The sequence below is a fragment of the Parabacteroides sp. PF5-9 genome, assembly GCF_029893105.1.
In the GTDB taxonomy this organism is placed as follows: Bacteria; Bacteroidota; Bacteroidia; order Bacteroidales; family Tannerellaceae; genus JARXWG01.
The window spans coordinates 20,396-36,146 of the sequence record NZ_JARXWG010000020.1 but is presented as its reverse complement, the minus strand read 5'-3'; the positions used below and the strand labels follow the sequence as shown (position 1 = coordinate 36,146).

Below are 15,751 nucleotides of genomic sequence, written 5' to 3'. Positions count from 1 at the left end.
ATAATTGTGGAGATATTAATCGGTTTATTAATAATAGCTGTCGGTAGTTTTGGACAGAGTAGTTCGTATGTGCCGATACGGAAAGTAAAAGAGTGGAGTTGGGAAAGCTTTTGGTTGATACAAGGGCTGTTTGCATGGCTTGTTTTTCCCTATTTAGGTGCGTTGTTGGCCATTCCTTCCGGAAGTAGCCTTATGCAGTTATGGAGCGCCGACGGTAGTTGGGGCTGTATAGTGTATGGTATGCTATGGGGAGTAGGAGGGTTGACTTTCGGTTTAAGTATGCGATACTTGGGAGTTGCACTGGGACAAAGTATTGCTTTGGGTACCTGTGCCGGTTTTGGAACTCTTCTCCCGGCTATCTTCGGTGGGATGGATCTTTTCCACGGGGATGGATTAATTGTGTTGATCGGTGTCTGTATTACCCTGGCCGGTATAGCAGTGATTGGTTATGCCGGTAGTTTACGGGCACAAAATATGACGGAAGAAGAAAAGAAAGCAGCGATTAAAGATTTTGCTTTGACGAAAGGATTGCTCGTTGCTTTACTTGCCGGAGTGATGAGTGCCTGTTTTAATCTGGGGCTGGAGTCTGGAAACGAGATTGTCGCAGAGGTAAAAGCGGGTGGGGCAAGCGAACTGTTTGCCTTGAATCCTGTGATTTTATTAGTCACGATCGGTGGTTTTCTAACCAATGCCTCTTATTGTATTTTCCAGAATATAAAGAATAAGACCGGAAAAGATTATTTCTCTGTATCAAAGGGTACTTTACTTAATAATGTGTTATTTTGTGCTTTAGCAGGAGTCTTGTGGTATTCCCAGTTTTTTGGCTTGGGAATGGGGAAAAGTTATTTTACCGATTCACCGGTTATGCTGGCTTTTTCATGGAGTATCCTGATGTCATTAAATGTCATATTCAGTAATTTCTGGGGAATAATTTTGAAAGAATGGCAAGGGGCGAGTACAAAAACAATCATTGTATTGGTAGCAGGAATCTGTATACTGATATTTTCCTTGTTATTTCCTAATTTAGTATAATACGATTCAATAGATAAAGAAAGAATGATCACAATTAGAAACAATAACAGCCTGATGGCAGAGATAGAACGGATTGCAGAGGTAGCAGGATATCTGTGGACAAAAGGATGGGCAGAACGAAATGGAGGTAATATTTCGGTGAACGTGACTTCATTGATGTCTGAGGAAGAAAAGACTTTACCTGCTTTATGTCCGGCTATAGACCTACTGACGCCTATGGAGGTTCTGAGTAATCATATTTTTTATGTAACCGGAACAGGCAAGCGGATGCGTTATGTTGCTCAGGATCCGTTTGCAAACGGATCACTTATCCGTATATCATCGGATGGGAAATCGTATGAGATTATTGCAGAGCAACCAATTGTTCCGACATCAGAATTGCCTTCTCATTTAATGATGCATAATTATCTTCGTGGATTGGGAAGAGATATAAAGGTCGTAGTGCATACACATCCGACAGATCTGATCGGAATGACTCATTGTAAACCGTTTCTTGATTCTGAAAAATTGACGCGTACCCTATGGAGTATGATTCCCGAATCCCGGATTATTGTGCCTAAAGGCGTAGGGATTGTCCCTTATGAGATCCCGGGAACGTTGGCTTTGGCTGAAGCTACAATCAGACAATTGGAAAAACACGATGTGGTTTTCTGGGAAAAACATGGTATATTAGCAGTTGGTGAGGATATTATCGAATGTTTTGATGCCATAGATACGTTGAGTAAGTCGGCTCAGATCTATATGAATGCCCGGATGTGTGGATATGAGCCGGAAGGTATGACAGACCAACAATTGGATGATCTGGTACCGGCTTTCGGATTGTAAGAAGAAACGAATATCGCGTTTTGAATATATTTCAGAACGCGACTTTTAAAACCCTATATCTAAATCATGAATAAACATCTGATCCTATTTTTTTTTCTTTGTTGTTCGTTTTTGACTTCAGCGCAGCAACGGGATACTCGCACGCGTGAATATCTTTCTCCGACACGTATTGTATGGCAACAGTCGGGTGATCAAATCTCCGGAATAAATAATTTGTTATTACCAGGTAACGGGCAATCGGATCTGGCCAATACCCGTATTTGTGTAATGAAAAACAAACCGGGAGAGCCTGTTTCAATATTGTTGGATTTTGGAAGAGAGTTGCAAGGAGGAGTTCAGGTGGTCACCGGAATGCCTGCTTCTCAACTGCCGGTATCTGTACGGATCCGTTTCGGTGAATCTGTTAGTGAAGCGATGTCGGAAATTGGTGTAAAAGGAGCAACAAACGATCATGCTATGCGTGATTTTACACTAAAATTGCCTTGGTTGGGAGTAACAGAGGTTGGAAATTCAGGTTTTCGTTTTGTCCGTATCGACTTATTGGGTGATGAGGCAGAATTGCACCTGAAAGAAGTCAGAGCAATCTCGACTTTTCTTGATATACCTTATAAAGGTTCATTCAAATGTAACGATGAACGGTTAAATAAAATCTGGCAAACAGGTGCGTATACAGTGCATTTGAATATGCAGGAATATTTATGGGATGGGATTAAACGTGACCGATTGGTCTGGGTAGGCGATTTACATCCGGAGGTGATGACAGTCAACTCGGTCTTTGGCTATCATGAGGTGGTGCCTAAAAGCCTGGATCTGATTCGGGACATTACTCCACTGCCACAATGGATGAATGGGATTAGTTCTTATTCGATCTGGTGGTTGCTGATCCATCGGGATTGGTATTTTTATCAGGGTGATCTGGATTATTTAAAGGAACAGAAAGCGTATCTGACCAGTTTGTTGCAACACCTGATTTCCAAAGTGGATAAAGATGGCAGGGAACAGTTGGATGGGAATCGCTTTCTGGATTGGCCTTCTAGTGAAAATCCGGCGGCTATAGATGCCGGGTTGCAGGCATTAATGATTCAAGCTTTGCGAGCGGGCGAAGAACTTTGTACGATCTTGGATGAAAAAGTGTTGGCAGCAGAATGCCAGGCTACTGCAAAACGAGCTGTAAAGGCCGCTTCGATTATCACAAAAGCGATGTTGAAGTCTGGCAAAGCACCAGATGCGCCTGGTTCGAAACAAGCTGCTGCCCTTATGGCTATTTCCGGTTTGATGTCGCCTAAAGAGGCTGATAATTCCTACCTCTCTGTAAACGGAGGTCATGGTTTTTCTACTTTTTATGGTTATTATATGTTGCGTGCAATGGCTTTAGCCGGGAATTATGACGGAGCAATGACTGTTATCCGTGATTACTGGGGGGCAATGCTTGATTTGGGTGCGACTACGTTTTGGGAAGATTTTAACCTGGATTGGTTGCCCGGCGCAGGACGGATAGATGAACTGGTTGCTCCAGGTAAAAAGGATATTCATGGGGATTATGGCGCTTATTGTTACGAAGGGTTTCGCCATAGTTTATGTCATGGCTGGGCATCTGGTCCGACAGCCTGGCTGAGTGAGTATGTATTGGGAGTACAGATTATAGAACCTGGCTGTCGTGTGGTAAAAATCACACCTCATTTAGGGGATCTAGAATGGGTAGAAGGGACTTTCCCGACTCCTTATGGGACTATTCGGATTCGGCATGAAAAACAACCGGGAGGAACGATTAAAAGTGAAATAAATGCTCCGGAAGAAGTGAAGGTAATTCGATAAGAGAACCAGATACAGAAACAATATAACAACCATGAAAACACAAAATGTATTAATCCTTTTTATTTTTTATGTCTTGACATTAACAGCTTGTCAAAGCGAAAATACACAAACCGTGCCAGTCAATCTGCGCACGGAATACCTGAAAGAACCACTTGGCATAGAAACGATCTCTCCCCGTTTTACTTGGGAGTATGAAAGTGTGGAGGACGATTTTGATATCTCCCGTTCTGAAATATGTATCGGTACATCTCCGGATAATCTGCAGCCTTATACCGAAGGGATGTCTCTCCAATCACATACGCGTTATTATTGGAATGTTACGGTATGGGATCAAAAAGGACAAAAGTGTCGGACATCTGAAACATCCTATTTCGAAACGGCTAAGTTAAATCCTTCGGATTGGACGGGTCAATGGATTACAGATAACCAGGATAAGGAATATGAACCTGCTCCGCTTTTCAGGAAAAAATTTGCACTTGAAAAATCGGTCAAGAATGCCCGTGTTTATATCGCTGCGGCTGGTTATTATGAGTTGTTTATCAATGGACAAAGGGTAGGAGAGAACTATCTTGATCCGGGGTATACCCATTTTGATAAACGTATTTTGTATGTGACACATGATGTTACCTCGGTTTTGAATGAAAAAGAAAATGCTATTGCCGCAGTATTGGGGAATGCCTGGTATAATATACAATCAAAAGCGGTCTGGAATTTTGAAACTGCCCGTTGGCGGGATCGTCCGCGTATGTTATGTGAGTTAAGACTGACGTATGATGATGGCTCTGTAGAAACAATTGCAACAGATAAAACCTGGCAGACAGCAACCGGACCTTATACATATAATAATCTGTACAGCGGTGATATGTATGATGCACGACTGGAGGAGGAAGGCTGGAAAACGGCTTCATTTGATGACAGTCGGTGGGAAGATGCAACATTAACAACATCTCCTGCTCCGCTCCTTGTCGCTCAACAAATGCCGGGGATACGGATTACGGAAGAATTAAAACCCGTATCTGTGAAGAAGTTCAATGATCAATTGTATGTTTATTCCTATGAAAAGAATATAGCAGGGTTTACCCGTTTGAAAGTGAAAGGCGCACCGGGTACCCGCGTAACGATTAAACATGGTGAATTGTTGAAAACGGATGGCCGGTTGGAGCAAGGCAATATCAATATTTACTATCATCCGGAGAAACCGTATGAGATCATCCAAACGGATATGTATACCTTAAAAGGGACAGGAGAAGAGGAAATCTTTACGCCTTCGTTTGCCTATCATGGTTTTCAGTATGCCGAAGTAGAAAGTTCGGAACCGATAGAAATGACAGAAGAGAGTCTTACCGCTCTTTTTGTACATACGGATATTGATCCGGTCGGATCATTCAGTTGCTCTGATCCTCTGTTGAATAAGATCTATAATGCGACGATGCTGGCTTATCGGGGAAATCTACACAGCATCCCGACCGATTGTCCGCAACGGGAAAAAAATGGTTGGACTGCTGATGCCCATATCGCTATCGATCTGGCATTGTTGGGTTTTGACGGTATTACACTGTACGAAAAATGGATGAATGACTTTATCGATAATCAACGTGAAGCGGGTGATTTATCGGGTATTATTCCTTCGAGTGGCTGGGGGTACGGAAAAAACATCGGGCCGGTATGGGATGCCGCTTTGTTCATTATACCGAATGCGTTGTATAATTATTATGGAGATACGCGTTGTATTGAAGCATTATATCCAACCATGGAACGTTATCTACACTATCTGGAAACCAATGAAAAAGAGGGTTTCCTTACATTCGGATTAGGCGATTGGGTCTATTGGAAAGCTACGACAAATAATGAATATACCTCTACCACATACTACTATCAGGATAATCTACTTATGGCTCGTTTTGCTGAGTTGTTAGGAAAAGATGCTACTCCGTACAAAGAAAAAGCCGCCCGGTTAAAACAATTGATCAATGATAAATTCTTTAATGCAGCAGCGGGTATATATGCTGAAGGTACTCAAACAGCACAAGCTTTGGCGCTTTACTTAGATCTTGTTCCGGAAGGGAAAGAGAAACAAGTAGCAGATAATCTTCGGACAGCTGTAGCAAATAATAATCATTTCCTTGACTTCGGTTTAATAGGAAGTAAAACAGTTCCGGCTATATTAACCCGATATGGTTATATTGAAGATGTAATGAAAATGGTGACAAAAACCGAGGCTCCCTCTTGGGGATATTGGGTGGAAACAATGGGGTATACGACATTGGCTGAAACATGGACATTAAGCCCACAGTTTCGTGATGCTTCAATCAATCATGTCTTTATGGGAGATATATCAGCCTGGATGGTTAACCAATTAGCAGGAATTAATTACGACTCAACTGTTCCGGGTTTCAAACATATCCGGTTTACGCCTCATTTTGTAGAGGGGCTTGACTGGGTTAAGGGAGAATATAAATCGGTTAAAGGGATTATTACCAGTGAGTGGAAACGTACAGGGGATAAAATCGAATTAACAGTGCGTGTCCCGGCCGGATGTACAGCAGAGGTAATAGTCGCCGACAGAAAAGTTGATTTGAGATCCGGAACTTATCAGCTTTATTATTGATTTACAAATATAATTTTATCGAAAAGTCTATGTGTATCAAACGATGCTTTACTCTTATTTTCTTGCAATCTCTTGTCTGTTTTTGTTGTATAGCACAGCATGCCGGTCGTTCTTTATTTGAAGAGGCTCAATGGATAAATACCGAACGTTGTCAGAGTTCAACGAATACCTGGTTGATTTATCGAAAGACATTTCAGTTGGATGAAAAACCCAGTAAAATGGATGCTTTGATTGCTGCCGATACCAAATATTGGCTATGGATTAATGGTGAATTAACCGTATTTGAAGGAGGTTTGAAGAGAGGCCCGTCACCACAAGGTACTTATTATGATAAACTGACCATAGAACGCTATTTGAAAGAAGGTGAAAATACAATTGCGTTACTCGTTTGGCATTTCGGTAAGGATGGGTTTAGTCATATCAATAGTGGTAAAGCCGGATTATTATTTCATGGACAAATATATAATGAGTCGGAAGAAAAGATCGCTTCAATAGTGTCGGATCGTTCGTGGCAATGTTCTGTTTATGAGGCTTATCAAAATACAGAAGCTCCTTTTCCTAATTACCGTTTGCCGGAAAGTAATATCCGTTTTGATGCTCGCCTGGAAATGAAAGAGTGGTATGCCCCAGATTTTAAAGGACGTTTAGCATCTGCAGTGCCAATCGCGTCTGCAGGAGATTTTCCTTTTGGCGAATTGGTCGAACGCCCTATCCCTCAATGGAAAGACTACGGGCTTTTGCCCTATCCGACCATACGACGGTCATTAAAAGGCGATACACTTTTTTGTCGCTTGCCTTATAATTGTCAGGTTACCCCTTATCTGAAAGTCAAAGCCGAAGCTGGTCAGACGATTCATATGTTGACCGATAATTATGAAGGTGGTAGTGTACCAAACGTCCGGGCAGAGTATATTGCCAGAGACGGAGAACAAATATATGAAAGTTATGGCTGGATGAATGGACACGAGGTCTGGTACATTATACCGGAGGGTGTGGAAGTGATAGACCTGCGGTTCAGGGAAACCGGTTATGATGCGGAATTTTCAGGTTCGTTCAGTTGCAACGATCCTTTCTTGAATGAATTATGGAAACGTTCGGCCCGGACATTATATGTTACCATGCGGGATAGTTATATGGACTGTCCGGATCGTGAGCGGGCGCAATGGTGGGGCGATGAAGTGAATGAATTGGGTGAGACTTTTTATGCACTTTCTTTATCGGGACAGCAGTTGGCGGTGAAAGGTATTTATGAACTGATGGACTGGCAACGCAAAGATGGTACTCTTTTTTCGCCAGCGCCTGCCGGTAATTGGGATAAAGAACTGCCATTGCAAATGCTGGCGTCGGTGGGATGGTATGGTTTTTATACTCAATACTATTATAGTGGCGACAGTAGTTTTGTATCGGCTATTTATGATCGCTTACATCGTTATTTGCATGAAGTATGGCAAGTCGATCGTAGTGGCTTGGTTGTCGAGCGGTCCGGAGGCTGGAACTGGGGAGATTGGGGAGAAAATGTAGATATCGGGGTATTGACCAATTGCTGGTATTATTTGGCATTAAAAGCAGAAAGAGCGTTTGCTCGTCAATTGAACAAACAGTCTGATGTTGAGGATATTTCAGCGATGATGCATACCATAGAACAATGTTTTGATACTAAATTCTGGATCGGATCAGCTTACCGTTCACCAGGATATAAAGGAGAGACTGACGATCGTTCTCAAGCGATGGCTGTATTATCAGGATTAGCATCAACGGATAAATATCCAGCTTTAATAAAAGTGTTGCGAAAAGAATATCATGCAAGTCCTTATATGGAAAAATATGTATTGGAAGCTTTATTCCAGATGGGGGAGGCTACTTTTGCCCTGGAACGCATGAAACAACGCTATACAAAAATGATGAATTATGCTGGTTATACAACTCTTTTTGAAGGTTGGGGTATTGGGCCGGAAGGATTCGGTGGAGGAACAATTAATCATGCATGGAGTGGAGGACCTCTCACTTTATTGAGTCAGAAAGTGTGTGGCATAGAACCGACTTCACCCGGATTTAAAACGTTTAAGATTGCCCCACAGTTAGGAACATTGACAGAAGCCGCGGCAACGGTTGCTACCGCCTATGGAGATATTACCGTATATATTAAAAAGAAAGGACGTAAGTTGTATTTTACAGTGACAGTTCCGGAAGATACCGAGGCCATTTTGCAAACTTCCGGACAGATCCGGAAATTATCCTCAGGGAAACATGAGGTCACACTTCTATTATAGTGTCTGGTGTCCGGTTTAGAATATATATAGACATAATCAACCACCCTTATAAATAAAGGAAAGTAAGCCTATTCTTTGATTTTTCGATTTGAAACTCCTCATCTTTGCGATTCAATCGCAAAAGTATGAAGGTAGGAAAAGCCTTAATTGTATTCAATCCGAAGAAAATTTGAAGATAGTGAAGGCGAACGCCACAGGCGTTAAATGTGCATAACCCGGGGGTGAATAGATGCTACTCTCCAATCAACGCCGATAGGTGTTGAACCGCAGATGATTGAACACCTTCGGCGTTCGTTTGTTACACTCATTATATACCCCGGGTCGATCCGCTACGCTCCTCTTCACCCGGGGTTATGCACATTAAATCCCTGCGGGATTTGGCCTTCGGAAAATCTTCAAATCTTACCCAATCTAAAAATAAATCTTTACATCGCGTTCACGTTAGGTTAAATCTTTTCTTCATGCATATCCAATAAGTACCCTTACCGGAAAGTACCGCATCTGTTCTTCGGTTCATAGGAATAAGCTGTTGTTTTTGTGCAGATCCATTAATCGTCTAACAGTTGGATCACTATCGTCTACCAACTGTGTCACTTTCGTCTACCAATTGGTGCCCGATCGTCTACCAACTGTTAGACGATTAATTGGTCTGGCAAAAACTGTTAGCAAAATACGATAAAACGGATAAGGTATTTAGATGAAAAGAGGTTGCCTTTAGTTTTATTCTTTTTGTGGAAGTGTTTGTAAATGAATTGTTTACAAAGAATAATTACAGGTGGATAACTCCTGGTGGTGATAAATGGTTGAAAATGTTTGAATTATACCGTATACTCGTGACCATATCATACAAATCATTATTTGTATTATTTTTGTACTTCGAAAGATAGCATACTCTATTCATGGCAAAAAAAGCGACTAAACCTCGTTCGGGTAAATACAAAAAGAAAAAGAAAGGAAAGGCAAAAGGTTCTTTTTTCGCTTCCCTCAAGCAATTATTGCTTTGGGCGATTGTGATAGCATTAAGTTTCATTGGCTTACTGTTTTTGTACAACCATTTTTATCCCGATCCGCAAACGGAGAACATACGTTCCAAGGTAGAAGATCTTCAGATTACTTTCCCTTCAGAACAGCAGATCAAAAACTCTCAGGCCGATCAGAAAGTACAAAAGACGCAGACCAATACAGTAAAAACCGTAACCTCTGGCCTGACTTTTCCGAAGCGAGCAGAAATACCCCGTTTGTTGTCTAAGCGGAAAGAGATCATCGTGAACCATGAAGGTTATACCGTTTCGTATAATTCCGATTATAAGATTGCGAACTGGGTGGCTTGGGAACTGACTGCATCTAAAGTAAAAAACGCCAAAGTTGCACGAACGAATAAGTTTCTTCCGGATCCACAGTTGAAGTCGGTATCGGCAACAGATAAAGATTATTCGAATTCAGGTTACGATAGAGGGCATATGGCGCCGGCGGGTGATATGAAATGGTCGGAAAAGGCGATGAAGGAATCTTTTTATTTGAGTAATATTTGCCCTCAAGACCACGACTTGAACCAGGGTTTATGGAGAGACTTGGAAGAGTTGTGCCGACTTTGGGCGATAGAAAATAACCGTCTGTTGATTGCTTGTGGTCCGATTATTTCAAAAGAAATGAAACGCGTGGGTATAAACAGAGTAGGGGTACCAACTCATTTTTATAAAGTGATTTGTATGATCTCGGATAACAAATACGAAGGAATTGCGTTTGTATTAGAAAATAAAGCGTATAAGACAGAAAAGCTTTTTTCGTTCGCTGTACCTATTGATAGTGTGGAAACTCTTACGGGGATTGATTTCTTTCATTTGTTACCCGATGAATTGGAAACACAGATGGAAGCAAGAATAAATGAAGCAGTCTGGTCTTTTTGAAGCATATGGCGATGTACACAAAATTACTGAATAAAGAGACCAAATTGGCTGTTGTCGGGTTGGGTTATGTCGGGCTACCTATTGCCCTGGCTTTTGCTGAAAAATTATCTGTTATAGGGTTTGATATCGACAATAACCGTTTAGATCAACTCAAACAAGGAATTGATTCCGGAAAAGAAATTGCTGCAGAAACGTTCTTGGATAAAGACATTCTCTTTACCTCATCCATTGACGAACTCCGAAAAGCCTCATTTTATGTGATAGCCATGCCTACACCTATTGATCGGCATAATCAGCCGGATCTTAGGGCTTTGTTAAGTGCGACACATACAATAGGAGGTGTTTTGAAGCCAGGAGATTATGTTGTCTACGAATCAACAGTTTATCCGGGATGTACGGAAGAAGACTGTATACCTGTATTAGAGCAGATCTCAGGATTAAAAGCGTGTGCGGAATTTAAGGTGGGTTACTCTCCGGAACGGATTAATCCGGGGGATAAAGAACATAGTTTGGCTAATACGGTGAAAATTGTTTCTGCATGTGATGAAGAAGCTCTGGATGCCGTAGAGCAGGTCTATGCATTGGTGGTTGATGCGGGATTACATCGTTCGCCCAGTATAAAAGTCGCAGAGGCAGCCAAGATTATCGAAAATACACAACGTGATATCAATATCGCATTGATGAACGAATTATCAATCATTTTCGGACGAATGGGTATAAATACCTATGATGTACTTGAAGCAGCAAGTACAAAATGGAATTTTCTCCCTTTTTCTCCCGGATTGGTTGGCGGACATTGCATAGGTGTCGATCCATACTATCTTGTTCATAAAGCCAAAGAGTTGAAATATCATCCCAAGATGATCAACTCCGGCCGTTTTGTCAACGACTCAATGGGCCATTATGTGGGGAAAAAAATAGCAAAGAAGATTATCGCTCAGGGAAAAAATATCTTGGGTTCGCGTGTTTTGATCATGGGGATAACCTTTAAAGAGAATGTTCCGGATATCCGAAACTCAAGAGCGGTAGATATTGTTCGCGAATTAAATGATTACGGTGTCGAAACGGATGTAACAGACCCTTATGCCTCGCCTTCAGAGGTGGAACGCGAATACGGTTTTTCTTTGCTCGAAAAGGTTGAAAGAACAGATTATGATGCAGTGATTATAGCCGTTCCTCATAAACTTTATTTAAGATTTGATGAAAATTATTTTTTGTCGATAACCAACGAAATGGCCGTTTTGGGGGACGTAAAGGGTATTTATCGAGGACGAATCGAGAAAATGGACTACTGGAGTCTATGAGTGAAATGTTAAAAAGTAAGTTAAGCTGCAAAGAAATCTCGATAATTATAAAAATGTGTTTTATAATATCTTTTTTTTCTTGCGCAGTATGATTTTATGAATCATCTTTGCATGCAGATAACCTAAACAATCTTTTTGCCTTAAAGACTAATACCTATTAAAAACCTATAAAGAGAGCCTTTGCGAAAAGGCTCTCTTTATGATTTTATACAGGTTGTTAATCTGTGTTTTGGAGTTCTTTCCGGAAAGTGGTGGAGTTAGAGAGAAGAGCGTCGTTTGCGTGTTTTTACTTGTCAGTTTATATTTTGGCTTACACTTTATGGTTTAATCTTAAAAATAATAGAAAACAGTTACGCCGTAGGCGTAATATGCGCATACGGTTATACGCATCTCTCATGGTGTGCCTTATTCCGGATGAACTTCTATCCTATCAATTCTGCCACTCTATGGCTTCTGTCAGTTAAATAGGGCTTTTCTGTTCTTGTGGTATTCTGTGGTTTGGTTCTAATTAGTCTGATATATTTATGTGTATTTTATATATATAATTTATATTATATTGTTTAATGTGTATTTTGTATATTATATACAAATTGTTTGTTGATTTTATAGGGGATATATGATATTCTGTTCTATTGCCGTTAGATCCTGTGGGATATATAATAAAAATGTAATATTTTGATCATAGTCTATAGGATTTAATAATTAAAATAAGCGTTCTTATAGATATTCTTTGAGGAGCGTATGTGTTTTTATTATAATTATATATATTTTATGAGGTTTTATTATTAAAATATTTAGACCATTGTTTAGTCTGGCGTTTGTGGTTGTTTTGTAGTGTGTATATGTGATATTTAATATGTATATGTTGTTTTTGTGTCAAAATCTATTGCAATCTGTGTGTGATTGTTCAGGGATTCAGCAAGCGTAAATAAGGGGTAATATAGAGGGTCGTATCCATACTTCTTCGTGGATTGTGGAATACATCTTACAAGAACAAATAGTTTAATAACCCGTCTCTTCTATTTTAGCACTTATCCGATTGATTTCCTCACTCAATTTCTTTTCCGGTACGATAAAATTGAAGTTCTCCCAGAATCCAGCATCATAGGGCGAGTCTGTGTCTGCAAATATCGTGCGGGTAGAGAGCGTTTCGTTACGGGTGAATCTGGTTACATTTTCCGTTTCTGTTTTTACGGTTGCCATTTCGAACCAGAAATGGACATTTGAGCTACTGAACAGCTGCTTTTTCTTTCTGACTCTAAACTCCAGATCTCCTCGGATATGATTGATATAATAGGTGTCGTTCCAATGTTTGTAAGAGACGGTGTATGTTATTTTCTGTGGGATGATATTCAGATCTTTACTTTTGCGGATAATCAGCATATCTGCTGTTTTTTCAACATATTTTGGATTGATTTCAAAAGTTGCACCTACCAACGCTTCGTTTTCAACGTCGATGAATAATTCACCTCGATATAAAGGTGTAGTAATCGTTTGTCGTTGTTCAAAAGAGAGCACATAGACCTGTCGATTATCTATGACCGACATATCGGCTTGTAAATAGTTATACGGGTTGTATTTGTCTAAGATTAAAAAATCAGGTTGGTGTTTGATGAGATCCAGCATAAGTGTTGCATTTATTCCCGATTTGAATTTAGCCACTAAGGTATCTCTGGCCTGTTCGTTAATAATATGCCTCATTTTCAGTAGCTTTACCTGATCGGCCGAGGTGTTGTAGTAGGGCGATTTATAGACTTTGAATACTGCTTCAGTCAAGTTTTGAAGTTTGTTTTTGCGTTCGATTCCTTCTCTGTAAAATGTGGTATGATAAACCGGTTCAGACGAATAATTCCGGTCGAGTTTATTCATCACATCTTCCAGTAAGCGTTGAGGATTGATTAGTCTGACAATAATTTCCTGCAAAGAAATTACTTGTGGCTCCAGTGTAATTAAATGGTGTCCGCCACCGAGTAACGAACTTTCTATTTGTTGGGGGATATAACCCAAATGGGAGATATGTACAGGTGATGTTTTGAGCGAATCCGGAATACGTAACCGGAATGCTCCGTTCTGGTTGGTAATTGTTCCGATCGCTTCATTGTTTATACCGACAGAAGCGTAAGGGATCACTTCTTCGGAGTAACGGTCGCGTATAATCCCTTCAATAGTGATATAGGTTGCTGAATCTGAAATGGAAGGAGAAAGATTATTTTGTTGCGATGTCTTGATCGCTTCGTTCGGACTTGTTAAGAGGATATGTGAGCCAATAATACGCATTTGAAGCCGGCTATTTCCGGTAATTGTTTGAATGGCTTCCCGAATGGTGTATTCCCCGGCTTTAATTCTGGTTTTTTTATCATTATCAATCAAGCGACTGTCATAAACAAACAGAAAACCAGAAAGGTCGGTGACTTTTCCTAACAAACTATAAACCGTACCGCTATTTTTAGGCATCCGAATAACACGATTCAATATATCTTCATTCTCCGCTTTAAGAGGAGTTGTCACCCATAAAGGCGATAACCACAAAAGGATTAATAAAGAAATACGTGAGAATGTGTTTTTCATAAAATTCGGTTTAGTTTACGGTTGAGATAGGGTTAAATAGTTATTATCGCGTGTATATTTCAGATTCAGACCCAGACAAATCAGTTCGACCATCTCTTCCGGAGAGTTTTCTTCAAACGTTATTGTTATTCTCCTGTCGGCTAATGAAGGTTCTGCCAGGATAGTTATGTTCGCTTCGTTTTTATTAATCACATTCAGTAAATCAGTTAGTTTCTCGTCTTTAAAACGAATACGTGAGGTATAGTGTCTGAATTCATCGTTGTCGGATGAGTGGCTTAATTGGAGGTTGTCGGAGATTAAAGTTACTGTTTGTCCGGCTTTAACCGCTATCGTTTCGTTTGTCTGGCGCAGTGTAACTTCAACTTCCCCTTGTCGAACAGCCAGTTTGAATGGTTCATTTTCCATACATCTTACATTAAAAGAGGTGCCGATCACTTTAATATATACATCGGCTGTTTCGATCAGAAAAGGACGCTCGCGGTTACCACTGATCTCAAATAATGCATTGCCTTGTAGTGCAACTTCCCGTTTTTCATCCGCAAAATGTTCCGGATACTGTAGTTGGGAGTTATTATCCAGGTAAACGATTGATCCATCCTCAAGTGTCGTCACCAGTGTTACCGCATTTTCAGAATTCTGTAAAGTCAGCAACATTTTGTTTGCCTCATCAGATACACTATTCAGATATACAGATATGCCTGTGATACAAAGTAAAGCGATGGCTGCTGCCCAGGTTACAGACCGTATACTGAATAATCGTTGAGATTTTTTATCAGCGTGCTTATTGAGTAGATCCTCCTGCTCCAGGCGGGCGTAGAGTTGTTCCCATGCCTGATCTGTTTTCATCTTTTCTTGTCTTGTTTGATTCATATTTGTTGCGTATAGTGCTCAATCTCTTTTCGTAGGGTTTGCAAGGCTTTTGACATTTCGGCTTCTACTGTTTTGACAGATACGGAAAGTAAAGATGCAATTTCTGCATACTTTTTACCTTCGAACCGGTGCATTTGAAAGATCCGCAATCGACGCTCCGGAAGTTTCTGAAGCGCCTGATCTATTAATGTCTGAAGCTCATTATATTCCAACTGCTCATGGGGTGAAACCGTAGTCTGTTGATTTCCGGATAAGACGGTTTCGCGGTATCGGTTTCTGACATCCATATGTTCCAGATACTGAAAAGAACGATTCCGGACAGCTCCGTACAGATAACTTTTAAACGAACGGAATATCTGTAAGTGCTCCTTTTCTTTCCATACGACATAAAACAGTTCCTGAACGATTTCTTCTGCGGCTTCCGACCGGCCTGTCAGGCTTGTCGCATATAGACAAAGAGGGGAGTAGTAAAGCTTGAATATTTTTTCGAAAGCTTTAATATCACCCTCTTTGATCTTTTTAAGCACGAGTAAATCGTTAAGCATAGTTGAA

At 40.6% G+C, this 15,751-nt stretch carries 10 protein-coding genes; 7 read left to right on the top strand and 3 right to left on the bottom strand.

Annotated features, from left to right (window positions below; translation table 11 throughout):
* Positions 1 to 6 precede the first annotated feature (6 nt).
* The 7 genes from rhaT (at position 7) to M2135_RS11910 (ending at position 11,761) form a co-directional block, all read left to right on the top strand.
* Positions 7 to 1,032 (top strand): L-rhamnose/proton symporter RhaT, encoded by a 1,026-nt coding sequence (rhaT, locus tag M2135_RS11940; RefSeq protein WP_280748737.1) that lies wholly within the window; start codon positions 7 to 9, stop codon positions 1,030 to 1,032.
* 24 nt (positions 1,033 to 1,056) lie between these two features.
* A complete protein-coding gene (rhaD, locus tag M2135_RS11935) occupies positions 1,057 to 1,857 on the top strand; it encodes a rhamnulose-1-phosphate aldolase (RefSeq protein ID WP_280748736.1) in 801 nt (266 codons plus the stop codon).
* Positions 1,858 to 1,923: 66 nt separating this feature from the next.
* The gene (locus M2135_RS11930; RefSeq protein ID WP_280748735.1) at positions 1,924 to 3,672 is read left to right on the top strand and encodes an alpha-L-rhamnosidase C-terminal domain-containing protein; all 1,749 of its coding nucleotides are present in this window, start codon (positions 1,924 to 1,926) and stop codon (positions 3,670 to 3,672) included.
* Between the two features lie 31 nt (positions 3,673 to 3,703).
* Positions 3,704 to 6,280 (top strand): family 78 glycoside hydrolase catalytic domain, encoded by a 2,577-nt coding sequence (locus M2135_RS11925; protein WP_280748734.1) that lies wholly within the window; start codon positions 3,704 to 3,706, stop codon positions 6,278 to 6,280.
* Positions 6,281 to 6,309: 29 nt separating this feature from the next.
* Positions 6,310 to 8,550, top strand: a complete 2,241-nt coding sequence (locus M2135_RS11920; RefSeq protein WP_280748733.1) for an alpha-L-rhamnosidase C-terminal domain-containing protein — start codon at positions 6,310 to 6,312, stop codon at positions 8,548 to 8,550.
* A gap of 899 nt (positions 8,551 to 9,449) precedes the next feature.
* Positions 9,450 to 10,457: a DNA/RNA non-specific endonuclease gene (locus tag M2135_RS11915; RefSeq protein ID WP_280748732.1), complete on the top strand. Its 1,008-nt coding sequence runs from the start codon at positions 9,450 to 9,452 to the stop codon at positions 10,455 to 10,457.
* An 11-nt stretch (positions 10,458 to 10,468) separates the two neighbouring features.
* Entirely contained in the window at positions 10,469 to 11,761 is a 1,293-nt protein-coding gene (locus tag M2135_RS11910; RefSeq protein WP_280748731.1) for a nucleotide sugar dehydrogenase, read from the top strand.
* A 1,002-nt stretch (positions 11,762 to 12,763) separates the two neighbouring features.
* Here the strand turns inward: M2135_RS11910 and M2135_RS11905 are convergent.
* The 3 genes from M2135_RS11905 to M2135_RS11895 are packed head-to-tail and all read right to left on the bottom strand — an operon-like array spanning position 12,764 to position 15,744.
* Positions 12,764 to 14,329 (bottom strand): STN and carboxypeptidase regulatory-like domain-containing protein, encoded by a 1,566-nt coding sequence (locus M2135_RS11905; RefSeq protein WP_280748730.1) that lies wholly within the window; start codon positions 14,327 to 14,329, stop codon positions 12,764 to 12,766.
* 15 nt (positions 14,330 to 14,344) lie between these two features.
* A complete protein-coding gene (locus M2135_RS11900) occupies positions 14,345 to 15,199 on the bottom strand; it encodes a FecR domain-containing protein (protein ID WP_280748729.1) in 855 nt (284 codons plus the stop codon).
* Complete coding sequence (locus M2135_RS11895; protein WP_280748728.1) at positions 15,196 to 15,744, bottom strand: RNA polymerase sigma-70 factor; 549 nt, start codon at positions 15,742 to 15,744, stop codon at positions 15,196 to 15,198. The genes M2135_RS11900 and M2135_RS11895 overlap by 4 nt, the downstream gene beginning before the upstream one ends.
* Positions 15,745 to 15,751: the final 7 nt, after the last annotated feature.

Coding starts and splice junctions, on each gene's coding strand:
- rhaD (WP_280748736.1), top strand. CDS start 1,057: ATGATCACAATTAGAAACAATAACAGCCTGATGGCAGAGATAGAACGG.
- M2135_RS11930 (WP_280748735.1), top strand. CDS start 1,924: ATGAATAAACATCTGATCCTATTTTTTTTTCTTTGTTGTTCGTTTTTG.
- M2135_RS11925 (WP_280748734.1), top strand. CDS start 3,704: ATGAAAACACAAAATGTATTAATCCTTTTTATTTTTTATGTCTTGACA.
- M2135_RS11920 (WP_280748733.1), top strand. CDS start 6,310: ATGTGTATCAAACGATGCTTTACTCTTATTTTCTTGCAATCTCTTGTC.
- M2135_RS11915 (WP_280748732.1), top strand. CDS start 9,450: ATGGCAAAAAAAGCGACTAAACCTCGTTCGGGTAAATACAAAAAGAAA.
- M2135_RS11910 (WP_280748731.1), top strand. CDS start 10,469: ATGTACACAAAATTACTGAATAAAGAGACCAAATTGGCTGTTGTCGGG.
- M2135_RS11905 (WP_280748730.1), bottom strand. CDS start 14,329: ATGAAAAACACATTCTCACGTATTTCTTTATTAATCCTTTTGTGGTTA.
- M2135_RS11900 (WP_280748729.1), bottom strand. CDS start 15,199: ATGAATCAAACAAGACAAGAAAAGATGAAAACAGATCAGGCATGGGAA.
- M2135_RS11895 (WP_280748728.1), bottom strand. CDS start 15,744: ATGCTTAACGATTTACTCGTGCTTAAAAAGATCAAAGAGGGTGATATT.